General features: G+C 64.3%; 16 protein-coding genes and 3 tRNA genes. All 19 read left to right on the forward strand.

Translation table 11 applies throughout. The annotated features are described in order from the left end of the window. The first annotated feature begins 591 nt into the window (after positions 1–591). Positions 592–1,347 (forward strand): triose-phosphate isomerase, encoded by a 756-nt coding sequence (gene tpiA, locus ABGA94_RS10325; RefSeq protein WP_005417939.1) that lies wholly within the window; start codon positions 592–594, stop codon positions 1,345–1,347. Between the two features lie 31 nt (positions 1,348–1,378). Continuing rightward, on the forward strand, positions 1,379–1,816 hold the full coding sequence (gene secG, locus ABGA94_RS10330; protein WP_005417938.1) for a preprotein translocase subunit SecG: 438 nt from the start codon (positions 1,379–1,381) through the stop codon (positions 1,814–1,816). Between the two features lie 51 nt (positions 1,817–1,867). Then, positions 1,868–1,952: transfer RNA gene (locus ABGA94_RS10335), tRNA-Leu, on the forward strand. 111 nt (positions 1,953–2,063) lie between these two features. Beyond that, complete coding sequence (locus tag ABGA94_RS10340) at positions 2,064–2,420, forward strand: NADH-quinone oxidoreductase subunit A (protein WP_005417937.1); 357 nt, start codon at positions 2,064–2,066, stop codon at positions 2,418–2,420. Further along, positions 2,411–2,965: an NADH-quinone oxidoreductase subunit B family protein gene (locus ABGA94_RS10345; protein ID WP_005417936.1), complete on the forward strand. Its 555-nt coding sequence runs from the start codon at positions 2,411–2,413 to the stop codon at positions 2,963–2,965. The genes ABGA94_RS10340 and ABGA94_RS10345 overlap by 10 nt, the downstream gene beginning before the upstream one ends. Positions 2,966–2,998: 33 nt before the next feature. Continuing rightward, the gene (locus ABGA94_RS10350; RefSeq protein ID WP_262221126.1) at positions 2,999–3,748 is read left to right on the forward strand and encodes an NADH-quinone oxidoreductase subunit C; all 750 of its coding nucleotides are present in this window, start codon (positions 2,999–3,001) and stop codon (positions 3,746–3,748) included. Continuing rightward, complete coding sequence (locus ABGA94_RS10355; RefSeq protein WP_005417935.1) at positions 3,745–5,052, forward strand: NADH-quinone oxidoreductase subunit D; 1,308 nt, start codon at positions 3,745–3,747, stop codon at positions 5,050–5,052. Before ABGA94_RS10350 ends, ABGA94_RS10355 begins: the two co-directional genes overlap by 4 nt. A 97-nt stretch (positions 5,053–5,149) precedes the next feature. After that, positions 5,150–5,677, forward strand: coding sequence for an NADH-quinone oxidoreductase subunit NuoE (nuoE, locus tag ABGA94_RS10360; protein ID WP_005410460.1), 528 nt, complete (start codon positions 5,150–5,152; stop codon positions 5,675–5,677). Positions 5,678–5,681: 4 nt separating this feature from the next. Beyond that, positions 5,682–7,022, forward strand: a complete 1,341-nt coding sequence (nuoF, locus tag ABGA94_RS10365) for an NADH-quinone oxidoreductase subunit NuoF (protein ID WP_005417934.1) — start codon at positions 5,682–5,684, stop codon at positions 7,020–7,022. Continuing rightward, on the forward strand, positions 7,019–9,253 hold the full coding sequence (gene nuoG / locus ABGA94_RS10370) for an NADH-quinone oxidoreductase subunit NuoG (RefSeq protein WP_375367214.1): 2,235 nt from the start codon (positions 7,019–7,021) through the stop codon (positions 9,251–9,253). Before nuoF ends, nuoG begins: the two co-directional genes overlap by 4 nt. Beyond that, positions 9,250–10,344 carry an NADH-quinone oxidoreductase subunit NuoH gene (gene nuoH, locus ABGA94_RS10375; protein WP_065186670.1) on the forward strand — a complete coding sequence of 365 codons (1,095 nt, stop codon included), beginning with the start codon at positions 9,250–9,252 and terminating at the stop codon, positions 10,342–10,344. The genes nuoG and nuoH overlap by 4 nt, the downstream gene beginning before the upstream one ends. A gap of 3 nt (positions 10,345–10,347) precedes the next feature. Next, the gene (nuoI, locus tag ABGA94_RS10380; protein ID WP_005417924.1) at positions 10,348–10,836 is read left to right on the forward strand and encodes an NADH-quinone oxidoreductase subunit NuoI; all 489 of its coding nucleotides are present in this window, start codon (positions 10,348–10,350) and stop codon (positions 10,834–10,836) included. Positions 10,837–10,845: 9 nt separating this feature from the next. Further along, positions 10,846–11,502, forward strand: a complete 657-nt coding sequence (locus tag ABGA94_RS10385; protein WP_005417923.1) for an NADH-quinone oxidoreductase subunit J — start codon at positions 10,846–10,848, stop codon at positions 11,500–11,502. After that, on the forward strand, positions 11,499–11,804 hold the full coding sequence (gene nuoK / locus ABGA94_RS10390; protein ID WP_005417921.1) for an NADH-quinone oxidoreductase subunit NuoK: 306 nt from the start codon (positions 11,499–11,501) through the stop codon (positions 11,802–11,804). Before ABGA94_RS10385 ends, nuoK begins: the two co-directional genes overlap by 4 nt. 7 nt (positions 11,805–11,811) lie before the next feature. Beyond that, positions 11,812–13,977 carry an NADH-quinone oxidoreductase subunit L gene (gene nuoL / locus ABGA94_RS10395; protein WP_262221128.1) on the forward strand — a complete coding sequence of 722 codons (2,166 nt, stop codon included), beginning with the start codon at positions 11,812–11,814 and terminating at the stop codon, positions 13,975–13,977. A gap of 23 nt (positions 13,978–14,000) precedes the next feature. Beyond that, entirely contained in the window at positions 14,001–15,509 is a 1,509-nt protein-coding gene (locus ABGA94_RS10400) for an NADH-quinone oxidoreductase subunit M (protein ID WP_005410452.1), read from the forward strand. 15 nt (positions 15,510–15,524) lie between these two features. Beyond that, positions 15,525–16,985, forward strand: a complete 1,461-nt coding sequence (nuoN, locus tag ABGA94_RS10405) for an NADH-quinone oxidoreductase subunit NuoN (RefSeq protein ID WP_134955828.1) — start codon at positions 15,525–15,527, stop codon at positions 16,983–16,985. Between the two features lie 127 nt (positions 16,986–17,112). After that, positions 17,113–17,189, forward strand: a tRNA-Met gene (locus ABGA94_RS10410). Between the two features lie 82 nt (positions 17,190–17,271). Further along, positions 17,272–17,348: transfer RNA gene (locus tag ABGA94_RS10415), tRNA-Met, on the forward strand. The last annotated feature ends 112 nt before the right edge of the window (positions 17,349–17,460 follow it).

Genomic DNA, 17,460 nt, shown 5'->3' on the forward strand with positions numbered 1-17,460 from the left:
GCTGTCCTGCGCACACGGCAAGACCGGGGTTGGGCGTCCTGCCCAACCCGCCCGAGGCATGCCTCGGGCCCATGGCGCCAACGGTCCTGCCAACTCACACCGCCCCACCCCCGACAGCTTCCCGGTGACGGCGGGTAAATCGCGATTCCCGGTGTGTATCGACCTTGGTCGACACGGTAGATCCACGCCATGCGTGGATGAGATCTCTCGGATCGAAGTGGGGCAGGGGGTTGGTCCAGCCAGCATCAACCCGGAATGCAGCTTTTGCCTTTGCTCTTGTTCTTCTTTTTTCTTTCCGTGGCGGGCGGAACCGCCGGACTGTGTCAGAGGCCGGGCGGGTGGGGCTGCGCAGGGGCGTGAGCCGCATGGATGCGGCGATCGAGCTTGCATGGACGTACTTGCAGCGCCCCCTGCGCAGTCCTACCCGCCCGGCCAAGCCCCAGATCTAGCCGGGCTCTCCTCGACCAACCCGACCCCGGCCACGAGGGGCTGCGCCGTTGGCTGAAAATCCATGTAACCGCTTACAAGGAAACGGATTTTTGCCGCAACGGGTATCATGACCGGCTGACTTCACACAGGAGCCACCCGCTCATGCGCCGCAAGATCGTCGCCGGAAACTGGAAGCTGCATGGCAGCCGTCAATTCGCCAATGAACTGCTGGGGCAGGTGGCCGCCGGGCTGCCGCTGGAGGGCGTGGACGTGGTGATCCTGCCCCCGCTGCCGTACCTGGGCGAGCTGGTCGAGGACTTCGGCGCGACCGGCCTGGCCTTTGGCGCACAGGACGTGAGCAGCAACGAGAAGGGCGCCTACACCGGCGAAGTCTGCGCGGCCATGCTGGTCGAGGTCGGGGCCCGCTATGGCCTGGTCGGCCATTCCGAGCGCCGCCAGTACCACCATGAAAGCAGCGAGCTGGTCGCGCGCAAGTTCGCCGCTGCCCAGCATGCCGGCCTGGTCCCGGTGCTGTGCGTGGGCGAGACCCTGGAACAGCGAGAGGCCGGGCAGACCGAAACGGTCATCGCCAGCCAGCTGGCGCCGGTACTGGAACTGGTCGGTGCGGCCGGTTTCGCCAACGCCGTGGTCGCCTACGAGCCGGTCTGGGCCATCGGCACCGGCCGTACCGCCAGCAAGGAGCAGGCGCAGCAGGTGCACGCGTTCATCCGTGGCGAAGTCGCGCGTATCGATGCTAGAATCGCCGATTCACTGCCCATTGTTTACGGCGGTAGCGTGAAGCCCGACAATGCCGGGGAACTGTTCGCGCAGCCGGATGTCGATGGTGGGCTGGTCGGCGGCGCCTCCCTGGTGGCCGCGGACTTCCTGGCCATCGCACGGGCGGCGGCCGCGAACTAATCCTAGAAGTATTGTCCGAGGGCGGTTTCCAATGCTGATGTTGATCCTCAATGTCGTCTACGTGCTGGTCGCTGTGGCCATGATCGCGCTGATCCTGATGCAGCGTGGCTCGGGTGCGGCGGCAGGTTCGGGCTTTGGTGCTGGTGCCTCGGGTACGGTGTTCGGTGCGCGTGGCGCCTCGAACTTCCTGTCCAAGTCGACCAAGTGGCTGGCTGTCGTGTTCTTTGGCATCAGCCTCTTCATGGCCTGGTATGCCGGTCACGGCACCCGTCCGGCAGCCGACCAGGATCTGGGTCTGATGTCCGCCCCGGCAGCGGCTGCTCCGGCGGCTCCGGCGGGCGAGCTGCCGGCCGTCCCGAAGGCCGATGCGGTCCCGGCAGCCCCGGTTCCGGCCGCGAATGTGCCGGCTCAGGCGGAATCTTCGGTTTCTGGTGAAGAAAAGCCTTCAGAAGGCTCCCAGAAAGACTGAAGCCGGTTACAATACGCGGCGCATCGGAAAGATAGTCTGATGTGATCGTTTGCCCAGGTGGCGGAATTGGTAGACGCACTACCTTGAGGTGGTAGCGACGCAAGTCGTAGGGGTTCGAGTCCCCTCTTGGGCACCATTTGTAAGTAAAGCGGGTTCGTCTGGCGCGCAAGGCGCCAGGCAGGTTCCCGTCCACTCCCCCATGCCAAAGCGCCTGCAGGCGCGGCGGCAGAGGCAAGAGAGAATCGCTGTGCTGGCCGAATATTTGCCGTCTCTGCTGTTTCTGATCGTTGCCACCGGTATCGGCGTTACGCTGATGCTGGTTGGTCGATTCCTCGGTCCCCGCCGCCCCGATCTGGAAAAGCTGTCGCCGTATGAGTGCGGCTTCGAAGCCTTCGAAGACGCGCGCATGAAGTTCGACGTGCGCTACTACCTGATCGCGATCCAGTTCATCGTCTTCGACCTGGAAATCATCTTCATCGTGCCGTGGACCCAGGTCTTCATGGAACTGGGCGCCCGTTCGCTGGTCACCATGGGCCTGTTCGTCGGCATGCTGTTCCTCGGTTTCATTTACGTCTGGAAGAAGGGAGCGCTGGAATGGGAGTGATTCAGACTCTCGATGGCCTCATGAACAACCCGTCGCCGGAAGGCCGGGTTGATGACATCCTGCGGCCGGAAGGCGACAACCCGTTGCTGGAAAAGGGCTTCGTCACCACCAGCGTCGACGCACTGCTGAACTGGGCGCGCACCGGCTCGATGTGGCCGATGACCTTCGGCCTGGCCTGCTGCGCGGTCGAGATGATGCATGCCGGCGCCGCGCGCCTGGACCTGGACCGCTACGGCGTGGTGTTCCGCCCGTCGCCGCGTCAGTCCGACGTGATGATCGTGGCCGGCACCCTGGTCAACAAGATGGCCCCGGCGCTGCGCAAGGTCTACGACCAGATGCCGGACCCGAAGTGGGTCATCTCGATGGGTAGCTGCGCCAACGGTGGCGGCTACTACCACTACTCCTATTCTGTGGTGCGCGGCTGTGATCGCGTGGTGCCGGTGGACGTCTACGTCCCGGGCTGCCCGCCGACCGCCGAGGCGCTGGTGTACGGGATCCTGCAGCTGCAGAAGAAGATCTGGCGTACACAGACCATCGCCCGCTGACCCCTTCACCTGACTAGAGCGCGCCAAGCCCCCATGGCAGAGCAAGCATCCTTCATCGACCGACTCTCCGCACGTTTCGCTGGTGCGAAGGTCATCGTGGTCGAACCCCGCGGCGAAGTGACGCTGGAAGTGCCTGCCGCCGAGTGGCACGCCACCGCCCTGGCGCTGCGTGACGAGTTTGGTTTCGAGCAGGCCGTGGATCTGTGCGGCGTCGACTACCTCGGTTATGGCTCCGACGAATGGGACACCGCTGACGTGTCCTCGCAGGGCTTCAGCCGAGGCGTCGAAGGCAAGGCCCAGGGCCGCTTCGCGTGGGGCGAGTTCCCCACCGAGGAAAACGGTGCCGACGGTGCCCGCCCGCAGCACATGCCGACCCAGCGCTTTGCGGTGGTCGCGCAGCTGCGTTCCTACCAGCACAACCTGATGATGCACCTGCGCTGCTTCGCCCCTGACGAAGCACTGCCGGTGGTGTCCTCGCTGACCGACATCTGGCCGGGCCTGAACTGGTTCGAGCGCGAGGCGTTCGACCTGTACGGCGTGATCTTCGAAGGCCACCCGGACCTGCGCCGGATCCTGACCGACTACGGTTTCGTCGGCCATCCGTTCCGCAAGGACTTCCCGCTGATCGGCAATGTCGAAGTCCGCTACGACGAAGAAAAGAAGCGCGTGATCTACGAACCGGTCAGCTCGGTGGAGCCGCGCGTCGGCGTGCCGCGCGTGATCCGCGACGACGCCCGTCTGCAGACCGCAGAAGGTGAGCGCGCGCAGGAGGCAGTGAAGTGAGCCACGTACACCAGGCCGGCGAAGCATTCGCCAGCAACGCCGCCGAAAGCCGGCAGGAAATCCGCAACTACACCATGAACTTCGGCCCGCAGCATCCGGCCGCTCATGGTGTGCTGCGCCTGATCCTGGAAATGGACGGTGAAACCATCATGCGCGCCGACCCGCACGTGGGTCTGCTGCACCGTGGTACCGAGAAGCTGGCCGAGTCCAAGCCGTTCAACCAGTCGATCGGCTACATGGATCGCCTGGATTACGTGTCGATGATGTGCAACGAGCACGCGTACGTGCGCGCGATCGAGACCCTGATGGGTATCGAGGCGCCGGAGCGTGCCCAGTACATCCGCACCATGTACGATGAAATCACCCGCATCCTCAACCACCTGATGTGGCTGGGCTCCAACGCGCTCGACCTGGGCGCGATGGCGGTGATGCTGTACGCCTTCCGCGAACGCGAAGAGCTGATGGACTGCTACGAAGCGGTTTCCGGCGCGCGCATGCACGCGGCGTACTACCGTCCGGGCGGTGTCTACCGCGACCTGCCGGACCACATGCCGAAGTACAAGGAATCGCGCTGGCACAAGGGCAAGGCGCTGAAGCAGCTCAATGCTTCGCGCGAAGGCTCGCTGCTGGACTTCCTGGAGAACTTCACCGTCGAGTTCCCCAAGCGCATCGACGAATACGAAACCCTGCTGACCGACAACCGTATCTGGAAGCAGCGTACCGTCGGCATCGGCGTGGTCACTCCCGAACTGGCCCACCAGTGGGGCATGACCGGCGTGATGCTGCGCGGCTCGGGCATTGCCTGGGACCTGCGCAAGAAGCGTCCGTACGCCAAGTACGATGCCGTCGATTTCGACATCCCGCTGGGCAAGGAAGGCGACTGCTACGACCGCTATCTGGTCCGCGTTGCCGAAATGCGCGAATCCAACCGCATCATCAAGCAGTGCGTGGCTTGGCTGAAGGCCAACCCGGGCCCGGTGATGGTGAAGAACTTCAAGGTCGCTCCGCCCAGGCGCGAGGACATGAAGGACGACATGGAAGCGTTGATCCACCACTTCAAGCTGTTCAGCGAAGGCTACTGCGTGCCGGCCGGCGAGACCTACTCGGCGGTGGAAGCCCCGAAGGGTGAATTCGGCTGCTACCTGGTCTCCGACGGCGCCAACAAGCCGTTCCGCGTGCACCTGCGTGCGCCGGGCTTCGCCCACCTGTCCTCGATCGATTCGGTCGTGCGCGGCCACATGCTGGCTGACGTGGTGGCGATGATCGGCACCTACGACCTGGTGTTCGGCGAGGTTGACCGGTAATGCCGTCCGCCACGCCAACGCCCGCTGCAGGCAGCCGGCGCAAGCCGGCGCCGCAGTTTCTGGAATTTCACGTTATGCATTTCGCTGAGGTCGGCCGATGAAGGCGACAGGTAATTTCGAGGCGGCGCGCGACGTCGACCCGATGGTGGTGCTGAGCGACAAGACCCGCGCTCACATCGATCACTGGCTGTCCAAGTTCCCGCCGGACCGCAAGCGCTCTGCCGTGCTGCAGGGCCTGCATGCGGCCCAGGAGCAGAACCAGGGCTGGCTGACCGACGAGCTGATCGCCGGCGTGGCCAAGTACCTGGACCTGCCGCCGGTGTGGGCCTACGAGGTCGCCAGCTTCTACTCGATGTTCGAGACCGAGAAGGTGGGCCGCAACAACGTGGCCATCTGCACCAACATCAGCTGCTGGCTCAATGGCGCCGAGGACATCGTGCGCCATTGCGAGAAGAAGCTGGGCATCAAGCACGGTGAATCGACCCCTGACGGCCGCGTCTACCTCAAGCGCGAGGAAGAGTGCCTGGCCGGCTGCGGTGGCGCGCCGATGATGGTCATCAACGGTCACTACCATGAGCGTCTGACCCTGGAAAAGGTCGACGAGCTGCTGGACGGGCTGGAGTAAGGGCATGGCACATCACCACGAATCCAAGGGTCCGGTCGGCCCCGCGCCGCTGCCGCACCAGGTGGTCTATACCACCCTGCATTACGACACCCCGTGGTCGTACGAAAGCTACCTGAAGACCGGTGGCTACGCTGCCCTGCGCAAGATCCTCGAAGAGAAGATCCCGCCGGAGCAGGTCATCGAGATGGTCAAGGCCTCGGGCCTGCGCGGCCGCGGTGGCGCCGGCTTCCCGACCGGCCTGAAGTGGTCGTTCATGCCCAAGGGCAACATGCAGAAGTACATCCTCTGCAACTCGGACGAATCCGAGCCGGGCACCTGCAAGGATCGCGACATCCTGCGCTACAACCCGCATTCGGTCGTGGAAGGCATGGCGATCGCCTGCTACGCCACCGGTTCGACCGTGGGCTACAACTACCTGCGCGGTGAATTCCACCACGAGCCGTTCGAGCACTTCGAGCAGGCCCTGGCCGACGCCTATGCGAACGGCTGGCTGGGCAAGAACATCCTCGGCAGCGGCGTGGACATCGACATCTACGGCGCGCTGGGCGCCGGCGCGTACATCTGCGGCGAAGAAACCGCGCTGATGGAATCGCTGGAAGGCAAGAAGGGCCAGCCGCGCTACAAACCGCCGTTCCCGGCCAACTTCGGCCTGTACGGCAAGCCGTCGACGATCAACAACACCGAAACCTATGGTTCGGTACCGGCGATCATCCGCAACGGCCCGGAGTGGTTCAAGGGCCTGAGCCTGACCGCCAACGGCGGCCCGAAGTGCTTCTCGGTGTCCGGCTGCGTGCAGAACGGCGGCAACTTCGAAGTACCGCTGGGCACCACCTTCGACGACCTGCTGGAAATGGCCGGTGGCCTGCGTCCGGGCCGCAAGCTCAAGGGCGCGATCCCGGGCGGCGTGTCGATGCCGGTGCTGACCGCGGCCGAGCTGAAGGGCCTGCCGATGGACTACGACACCATCCGTGCGCTGGGCTCCGGCCTGGGCTCGGGTGCGATCGTCGTGCTCGACGACAGCGTCTGCTGCGTCAAGTTCGCCTGCCGCATCAGCCAGTTCTTCCACAAGGAATCCTGCGGCCAGTGCACCCCGTGCCGTGAAGGCACCGGCTGGATGCACCGCGTGCTGGAGCGCATCGTCGCCGGCAAGGCCACGATGGAAGACCTGCACCAGCTGAAGGCAGTGGCCGGGCAGATCGAAGGCCACACCATCTGTGCGTTCGGCGAAGCGGCTGCATGGCCCATCCAGGGCTTCCTGCGCCAGTTCTGGGACGAGTTCGAGTACTACATCGTCAACGGTCATTCGATGGTTGACGGCAAGAAGGTGGAGGCAGCCGCTGCATGAGCGCGCAACCCGTAAATCCGAGCGTCCCACCCGATCACGTCACCATCGAGATCGATGGCAAGTCGCTGGTCGTGCCCAAGGGCTCGATGATCATCCAGGCGGCCGACAAGGCCGGCATTCCGATTCCGCGCTTCTGCTATCACGAGAAGCTGCCGATCGCCGCCAACTGCCGCATGTGCCTGGTGGACGTGGAGAAGTCGCCGAAGCCGGCGCCGGCCTGTGCCACCCCGGTGATGGACGGCATGAAGGTCGCCACCCGCAGCGAGAAGGCGCTGAAGTTCCAGCGCTCGGTGATGGAGTTCCTGCTCATCAACCACCCGCTGGACTGCCCGATCTGTGATCAGGGCGGCGAGTGCGAGTTGCAGGACGTGTCGCTGGGCTATGGCCGTTCGGTCAGCCGCTTCAACGAGCGCAAGCGTGTGGTGCTTGACGAGGACATGGGTCCGCTGGTTGCCACCGAGATGACCCGCTGCATCCAGTGCACCCGCTGCGTCCGCTTCACCGCCGACGTTGCCGGTACCTACGAACTGGGTGGCATGTACCGCGGTGAGAACCTGCAGATCGGTACCTTCGACGGCAAGCCGCTGACCACCGAGCTGTCCGGCAACGTCGTCGACGTCTGCCCGGTCGGCGCGCTGACCAACAAGGTGTTCCAGTTCCGCGCCCGCCCGTGGGAACTGACCGCGCGCGAGTCGCTGGGCTATCACGACGCGATGGGTTCGAACCTGTTCCTGCACGTGCGTCGCGGCGAAGTGCTGCGCACCGTGCCGCGCGACAACGAAGCCGTGAACGAGTGCTGGCTGTCCGACCGTGACCGCTACTCGCACCAGGGCCTGTACAGCGAAGACCGTGCGGTCAAGCCGCTGCGCAAGGTCAACGGCGAGTGGAAGGAAGTGAGCTGGGCCGAAGGCCTGGCCGCGGCCGCCGAAATCCTCAAGGCCAACCAGGGCGACAACCTGGGCGTGCTGGTGCACCCGTCGACCTCGAACGAGGAAGGCGCACTGCTGGCCCGCCTGGCCAAGGGCCTGGGCTCGGGCAACATCGACCACCGCATCAACAACCGCGATTTCTCCGACGCCGCAACCGCCGAAGTGTTCGGCCTGCCGCTGGCCGAGATCGAGGGCGCCGACCGCATCGTGGTCCTGGGCAGCAACATCCGCCACGAACTGCCGCTGCTGCACGCTCGCCTGCGCAAGGCGCAGACCACCAAGGGCGCGAAGATCCACGTCGTCAATCCGGTGGACTTCGACTTCGCCTTCAGTGTCGCCGGCAAGCAGATCGTTGCCCCGTCGAAGTTCGTCGACGCGCTGGCCAACGCCGAGCTGCGTTCGGCAGTGCAGGGCGGCAACAACACCGTGCTGATCGTTGGTGGCATCGCCGAGAACCACCCGCAGGCTGCCGCGATCCGCGCTGCCGCGCGTGACTTCGCTGCAGCTACCGGTGCCAAGCTGTGCCGCATCCCGCAGGGCGCCAACGCCGTTGGCCTGACCCGCGCCGGCGTGCTGCCGGCTGGCAAGGACGTCGCCGCGATGCTGGCGCAGCCGCGCCAGGCCTACGTGGTGTACGGCCTTGAGCCGGGCCTGGACTTCGCCGACGCCCCGGCCGCCCGCAAGGCGCTGGCCGGTGCCCAGGTGGTGGCCTTCAGCCAGTTCGCCTGCGCCTCGACCCGCGACGTTGCCGACGTGATCCTGCCGATCGGTGCGCTGCCGGAAATCGATGCCACCCTGACCAACCTCGATGGTCGCGAGCAGTCGGCCCGTGCCGGCGGCAAGCTGCCGGGCGAGGCCCGCGAAGGCTGGCGCGTGCTGCGCGCACTGGGCGGCGACATGGCCCTGGCCGGTTTCGACTTCACCGACCTGGCCGGCCTGCGTGCCAGCCTGGCCCCGGTGTCGGTCACCGTCGCTGCTTCGGCGCAGCCGGCAGTTGCCGGTGAAGGCCTGGAAGTGGCTTCGACCGCCGCGATCTACCGCACCGATGCGGTGGTCCGTCGCGCGCCGGCACTGCAGTCGCATCCGCTCAACAACGGCCCGCGCATCGTGCTGAACGCAGAAGATGCCGCTCGCCTGCAGCTGCAGGAAGGGCAGATGGCCAAGGTCGGCACCGACGCCGGCAAGGCCACCCTGCCGGTGGTGGTCGACGCCCGCGTCGCTGCGGGTTCGGTCTGGATTGAATCGGGCCACGGCGCGACCGCGCCGCTGGGTGCCGCTCGCGTATCGGTGGTGGCTGCATGAACGAATTGCTGTTGAACGCGGTCGACCCGCTGCACCAGTGGCTGCTGGGCCTCGGTGACATCGGCGCGCTGATCTGGATCATCCTGAAGATCCTGGTGATCGCCGTGCCGGTGATCATCTCGGTGGCCTTCTACGTGGTCTGGGAACGCAAGCTGATCGGCTGGATGCACGTCCGCCACGGCCCGATGTACGTGGGCATGGGCATCTTCCAGGCCTTCGCCGACGTCTTCAAGCTGCTGTTCAAGGAAGTGGTCCAGCCGAGCAGCGCCAACAAGGCGATCTATCTGCTGGCCCCGCTGATCACCCTGGCCCCGGCCTTCGCGGCCTGGTCGGTGGTGCCCTTCGATTCGCAGATCGTGCTGTCCAATGCCAACGCCGGCCTGCTGTACCTGCTGGCGATGACCTCGCTGGGCATCTACGGCATCATCCTGGCCGGTTGGGCGTCCAACTCGAAGTACGCGTTCCTGGGCGCCATGCGCGCCTCGGCGCAGATGATCAGCTACGAAATCGCCATGGGCTTCGCCCTGGTCGGCGTGATGATCGCCTCGGGCAGCCTGAACCTGAGCAACATCGTCGCTGCGCAGGCCGGCAGTTCCGGCTTCTTCGACTGGTTCCTGCTGCCGCTGTTCCCGCTGTTCGTCATCTACTGGGTGTCGGGCGTGGCTGAAACCAACCGCGCGCCGTTCGACGTGGTGGAAGGCGAGTCGGAAATCGTTGCCGGCCACATGGTCGAGTACTCCGGCGGTGCGTTCGCCCTGTTCTTCCTGGCCGAATACGCGAACATGATCCTGATCAGCTTCCTGATCTCGATCTTCTTCCTGGGCGGCTGGCTGAGCCCGGTCCAGGGCTGGGTCGATTTCGGCAATGTCTCGCCGCTGGTCGACTGGATCTGGAAGGGCGGTGCACCGTGGTTGTTCGTCAAGGTGTTCTTCTTCGCCAGTGCCTACATCTGGTTCCGTGCCAGCTTCCCGCGCTTCCGCTATGACCAGATCATGCGCCTGGGCTGGAAGGTCTTCATCCCGCTGGCCATTCTGTGGATCGCGGTTACCGCCGTCATGGTGTTCTTCGGCGTGATTCAAAAGGGCGTCTAAGTGATGAACAGGATTACCCATTACTTCAAGAGCCTGCTGCTGCTCGAACTGCTGGCCGGCCTCTGGCTGACGCTGAAGTACAGCTTCAAGCCGAAGTACACGATGATGTACCCGATGGAGAAGTTCCCGCAGTCGCCGCGCTTCCGTGGCCTGCACGCCCTGCGCCGTTATCCCAACGGCGAAGAGCGCTGCATTGCCTGCAAGCTGTGTGAAGCGGTGTGCCCGGCGCTGGCCATCACCATCGACTCGGCCAAGCGCGAGGACGGCACCCGCCGCACCACCCGCTACGACATCGACCTGTTCAAGTGCATCTTCTGCGGCTTCTGCGAAGAAAGCTGCCCGGTGGACTCGATCGTCGAAACCCACATCCTCGAGTACCACTTCGAGAACCGTGGCGAAAACATCGTTACCAAGCCGCAGCTGCTGGCCCTTGGCGACCGTCTCGAGTCCGAGATCGCCGAGCGTCGTGCCGCCGATGCCGCTTACCGCTGAGGTCGAGAGATGGATTGGGTAAATATCGCTTTCTGGGTGTTCGCCATCGCGGCAACGGTTTCGGCCGGTGCGGTGATCAGCGTGCGCAACCCGGTTCACGCCGTGCTCTGCCTGGTGCTGACCTTCTTCTCCATTGCCTGCGTGTGGCTGCTGGTGGGGGCCGAGTTCCTCGGCGTGGCCCTGGTGCTGGTCTACGTCGGCGCAGTGATGGTGCTGTTCCTGTTCGTGGTGATGATGCTGGACATCGACCCCACCAAGCTGCGTGAGGGCTGGGTGCGCTACCTGCCGGTCGGCCTCATCGTCGCGGTGGCGATGCTGGCGCAGATGCTGATCCTGATCGGCGTCAAGGCACGCTCGGTCACGCCGTTCCCGGCCGACAACGCCGCTGCGGTCGCCGCCGACAGTTCCAACATCACCTGGCTGGCACGCACGCTGTTCACCGAGTACCTGCTGCCGTTCGAGTTCGCCGCCGTCATCCTGACCGTGGCCGTGGTTGCCGCCGTGATGCTGACCCTGCGCCGCCGTACCGGCGTCAAGAGCCAGAACCCGGGCGAGCAGACCATGGTCAAGGCCGGCCAGCGCCTGCGCATGGTCAAGATGGGTGCCGAAGCACCGGTCGTGCACAGCAACAGCAAGCCGGCCACCGGCGAGGAGACCCAGCCGTGATTACCCTTGGCCACATCCTTGCGCTTGGCGCGGTGCTGTTCGCCATCAGCCTGGCCGGCATCTTCCTCAACCGGAAGAACGTCATCGTCCTGCTGATGTCGATCGAACTGATGCTGCTGTCGGTGAACATCAACTTCGTCGGCTTCTCGCGCCAGCTGGGCGATCCGTCCGGCCAGCTGTTCGTGTTCTTCATCCTGACCGTCGCCGCCGCGGAAGCCGCCATCGGCCTGGCGATCCTGGTGACCCTGTTCCGTACCCGCCGCACGATCAATGTCGGCGAAGTCGATTCGTTGAAGGGCTGATCCACAGATGGAAATCACTCTCTCCAAGAGTCTGTTGATCGCAGTGGTGCTTGCGCCGCTGTTCGGCAGCATCATCGCCGGCCTGTTCGGTCGCCAGGTCAAGCGCTTCGGCGCGCAGACCATCACCATCCTCGGCGTCGCGGTGGCCTGCGGCCTGTCGATGTACACGCTCTACCAGCTGCTGTGGGGCGGCGCACAGCCGTTCAACCAGAACATCTACACGTTCTTCGAAGTCGGCCAGTACTCGGCCCACGTCGGCTTCATGGTCGACAAGCTGACCGCGATGATGATGGTGGTGGTGACCTTCGTGTCGCTGCTGGTCCACATCTACACGATCGGCTACATGCAGGACGATCCAGGCTACCAACGGTTCTTCAGCTACATCTCGCTGTTCACCTTCTCGATGCTCACCCTGGTGATGAGCAACAACTTCCTGCAGCTGTTCTTCGGCTGGGAAGCGGTGGGCCTGGTGTCGTACCTGCTGATCGGCTTCTGGTTCAAGCGCCCGACCGCGATCTTCGCCAACATGAAGGCGTTCCTGGTCAATCGCGTCGGCGACTTCGGCTTCCTGCTCGGCATCGCCGGCGTGCTGTGGGTGTTCGGCACCCTGGACTACTCGCAGGTGTTCTCGCAGGCCGGCATGCTGGCTGATCCGCGCGCCCAGCTGCAGATCTGGGACGGCACGATCCTGGGCATGCAGCTGCTCAACGAGCCGGTGATCTGGTCGATCGCTACCGTCATCTGCATCTGCCTGTTCATTGGTGCCATGGGCAAGTCGGCCCAGGTCCCGCTGCACGTGTGGCTGCCCGACTCGATGGAAGGCCCGACCCCGATCTCGGCACTGATCCACGCCGCGACGATGGTGACCGCCGGTATCTTCATGGTCACCCGCATGTCGCCGCTGTTCGAGCTGTCGCAGACCGCGCTGAACTTCGTGCTGTTCATCGGTGCCACCACCGCGTTCTTCACCGGCCTGATCGGTATCGTGCAGAACGACATCAAGCGCGTCGTCGCGTACTCCACGCTGTCGCAGCTGGGCTACATGACGGTTGCACTGGGCGTGTCGGCCTACTCGGCAGCCGTGTTCCACCTGATGACCCACGCCTTCTTCAAGGCGCTGCTGTTCCTGGGTGCCGGCTCGGTCATCATTGCCATGCACCACGAGCAGGACATGCGCAAGATGGGTGGCCTGCGCAAGTACATGCCGATCACCTTCATCACCATGTGGATCGGTACGCTGGCACTGGTGGGTACGCCGTTCTTCTCCGGCTTCTACTCGAAGGACACCATCATCGAGGCCGCCGAGCTGCACGCGCACCTGTCCGACAACTGGGTGGCCACCTACGGCTACTGGGCAGTGCTGGGTGGCGTGATCGTCACCAGCTTCTACAGCTTCCGCCTGCTGTTCCTGACCTTCCACGGCAAGGAGCGTTTCCGCGACGTGCATCATGACGATCATGTTCACGGCCATGACGCTCACCACGCCGCCGACGCCCACCACGGCGATGCGCATCACGATGACCACGGCCATGGCCACGGTCCGCATGAGCCGCACGAAACCCCGTGGGTGGTGACCTTGCCGCTGATCCTGCTGGCCATCCCGTCGATCGCCATCGGTTTCTTCAGCATCGGTCCGATGCTGTACGGCACCGACTGGGCCGGCCATCATGCCCACGATGCCATCAAGGGCCAGGCGCATACGTTCTTCACCGGAATCGTCGACTTCTACGATCCGGCCAAGAACACCATCGGCTTCCTGGGTGAGGAGTTCCACGGCCCGGTCGCCTTCGCGCTGCACGGCATGATGGCTCCGGCGTTCATGCTGACCGTTGCGGGCTTCCTGCTGGCCGCACTGTTCTACCTGTGGAAGCCGGACCTGTCGGGCAAGGCGCGCAAGACCTTCGCTCCGCTGGTGTCGGTGCTGGAAAACAAGTACGGCTTCGACAAGCTGTGGATCGATGGCTTTGCCGGTGGCAGCGTCAAGCTGGGCAAGGTCTCGCGCTGGATCGACAGCAACATCGTCGACGGCGTGGTCAATCTCTCGGCACGTGTTGTGGACGTTGCAGCCGGCGTGCTGCGTCGTACCCAATCCGGTTTCCTCTATCACTACGCCTTCGCGATGATCATCGGCCTGATTGCCCTGCTGGGCGTGCTGATGCATTACCTGCGTTGATGACCTGTACGGAATAAGAAGACGTGTCGAACTGGCCTCTACTCAGTGTCCTCATCTGGCTGCCGATCATCGGTGGCGCCCTGATCCTTGCGATCCGTGATGCGCAGACCGCCCGCTGGGCGTCGCTGGGCGTAGCGGTGCTGACGTTCGTGGCGAGCCTCTCGCTGCTGAGCGGCTACAACGCGGGCATCGACGGTCTGCAGTTCGTCGAGACCCATGCCTGGATCCCGGCGTACAAGATCGGCTACAACCTGGGCGTGGACGGCATTGCCGTGGCGCTGATCCTGCTGACCACCCTGGTCAGCGTGCTTGCCCTGATCGGCGCCTGGAGCGCCATCGACAAGCGCGTGAACCAGTACGTGGCGGCCTTCCTGATCCTGGAAGGCGTCACGGTCGGTATCTTCGCGGCGACGGATGCGATGCTGTTCTACGTGTTCTTCGAAGCCATGCTGATCCCGATGTTCCTGATCATCGGTGTCTGGGGTGGCCCGCGCCGCATCTACGCTGCGCTGAAGTTCTTCCTGTACACCTTCCTCGGCTCGGTGCTGATGCTGGTGGCGTTGATCTACCTGTACATGAAGGGCGGCAGCTTCCAGCTGGCCGACCTGTATGCACTGCCGCTGTCGGCCAAGGAACAGACCTGGATCTTCTTCGCGTTCCTGATCGCCTTCGCGGTCAAGGTGCCGATGTTCCCGGTCCATACCTGGCTGCCGGACGCCCACGTGGAAGCGCCGACCGCCGGTTCGGTGATCCTGGCCGCCATCGCCCTGAAGATCGGTGGCTATGGCTTCCTGCGCTTCAACCTGCCGATCGTCCCGGACGCTTCGCAGGAATGGGCCTGGCTGGTGATCGCGCTGTCGTTGATCGCAGTGATCTACGTTGGCCTGGTCGCCCTGGTGCAGGACGACATGAAGAAGCTGATCGCCTATTCGTCGATCGCGCACATGGGCTTCGTCACCCTGGGCACCTTCATTGCCCTGTGGCTGGTGCGTGAAGCCGGCAACGCCGATGCCGCCCGCCTGGGCCTGCAGGGCGCCATGGTGCAGATGATCTCGCACGGCTTCGTGTCCGGCGCGATGTTCTCCTGCGTCGGCGTGCTGTACGACCGCATGCACAGCCGCCGCATCGCCGATTACGGCGGCGTGGTCAACGTGATGCCGTGGTTCGCCACCTTCGCCATGCTGTTCTTCATGGCCAACGCGGGCCTGCCCGGTACCAGCGGTTTCGTCGGCGAGTTCATGGTCATCCTGTCGGCCTTCCAGCGCAATCCGTGGATCGCGCTGGGCGCGGCCACCACCCTGATCATCGGCGCCGCCTACACCCTGTGGCTGTACAAGCGCATCTTCTTCGGTGAAGTGGCCAACAGCCATGTTGCCGAACTGAAGGACATCAACGGCCGCGAATGGCTGGTGCTGGGCGTGTTCGCCATCGGCGTGCTGGCCCTGGGCATCTATCCCAAGCCGCTGACCGACCTGATGGAGCCCTCGATCGCGAAGCTGGCGATGCAGATCGCATCCAGCAAGCTGCTGTAATTCCAGGATTTGATGATGACCACCTCGCCGCTGCTGCCATTGACCGCCGCTGACCTGCCACCGCTCGCTCCCGAGCTGGTGCTGATCGGCAGCGCCTTCGCCCTGATGATCCTCGACCTGTTCGTCAGCAACCGGAACAAGATCGTCACCCACCTGTTCTCGCTCGCTGCGCTGGCCGTGGTGCTGTTCATGCTGACCACCGGCGTGGGCGGGCAGGGCGAGGTCTTCCATGGCATGTTCGTGCGCGATACCGCCGCGGACGTGATGAAGACCGGGATCGTGCTGCTCAGCGGCCTGACCCTGGTCTACGGCTGGCGTTATCTGCGTGAGCGCAACCTGTTCCAGGGCGAGATCCCGGTGCTGATCCTGTTCGGCACCGCCGGCATGATGATCCTGGTGTCGGCCGGCAGCCTGCTGATGGTCTACCTGGGCCTGGAACTGCTGGCGCTGTGCTCCTACGCCCTGGTCGCCAGCAACCGCGAAAACGGCCTGGCCTCGGAAGCGGCGATGAAGTACATCGTGCTCGGCTCGCTGGCCTCTGGCCTGCTGCTGTACGGCATGTCGCTGATCTACGGCGCTACCGGCAGCCTGCACCTGGACGTCATCCGTGACGCCATCCCGCACTCGGAAGAGCGCGTGCTGCTGATCACCGGTGCGGTGTTCATGATCGCCGGCGTCGCCTTCAAGCTGGGTGCCGCACCGTTCCACATGTGGCTGCCGGACGTGTACCAGGGTGCCCCGGCACCGATCGCACTGTTCATCAGCTCGGCGCCGAAGCTGGCCGCCTTCGGCATGGCCTACCGCCTGCTGGAAATGGGCGTGGGTCCGCTGTCGACCGAACTGCAGCTGCTGATCGCCGGCCTGGCCGCAGTCTCGCTGGTCATCGGCAACCTGATGGCCATCGCGCAGAGCAATCTCAAGCGCATGCTGGCGTTCTCCACCGTCTCGCACATCGGCTTCCTGCTGATGGGCATCGCCGGTGGTGGCGCACAGGGCTATGCCGCTGCGCTGTTCTACGCACTGGCCTACGCCATCATGTCGACCGCCGCCTTCGGCGCGATCATCGCGCTGTCGCGTGCCGGCTTTGAAGCCGAGAACATCGAGGACTTCAAGGGCCTCAATGCCCGCAACCCGTGGATGGCCGGCCTGGTGCTGTGCATCATGGCGTCGCTGGCCGGCATCCCGCCGTTCCTGGGCTTCTGGACCAAGCTGGCGGTGCTGGGCGCGGCCGTCAACGGCGGCCTGCTGTGGCTGGCCATCCTGGGCGTGCTGTGCGCCGTGGTCGGCTGCTTCTACTACCTGCGCGTCATCAAGGTCATGTACTTCGATGAGCCGGTGGGCGAGGCCATGCCGCGCAACAACGACCGCGTGCTGGGTGTGGTGCTGGGTGTCAATGCCCTGGCGCTGCTGGCCTTGGGCCTGGCCTGGAACCCGATCATGGTCTGGTGCCAGCAGGCATTTGCGCATCTTGCATAAAAGTTGACACAAAGCTGCGCGATTCGTGTAATATGCGCAGCCTGAGTTGTCACTGCAGCGGTTCAGCCAGAACATCGTTGCGGTAGCCCCCCTCGAAAGAGCAGGGCAGCAGTTCAAACACTTCCGGTGCGGGGTGGAGCAGTCTGGCAGCTCGTCGGGCTCATAACCCGAAGGTCGCAGGTTCAAATCCTGCCCCCGCTACCAACTTCGGATCGGCGCCAACCGATTTGATGAATGAGGGGAAGCTTGCAGTTTTTGGAGCAACCGCTCATAATTCCGCTTCTGATGCGGGGTGGAGCAGTCTGGCAGCTCGTCGGGCTCATAACCCGAAGGTCGCAGGTTCAAATCCTGCCCCCGCTACCAAGTAGAGAAATCGCCTTCGAAGTGCTGCTTCGAGGGCGTTTTTCTTTGGGGTCTGCGTCGTTTCTGCGTGATCGGGGTCAGATCCCTTTTCCCGTGGAAAAGGGATCTGACC

Source organism: Stenotrophomonas sp. 3diitr2024, from assembly GCF_042136455.1.
Lineage (GTDB): Bacteria > Pseudomonadota > Gammaproteobacteria > Xanthomonadales > Xanthomonadaceae > Stenotrophomonas > Stenotrophomonas sepilia.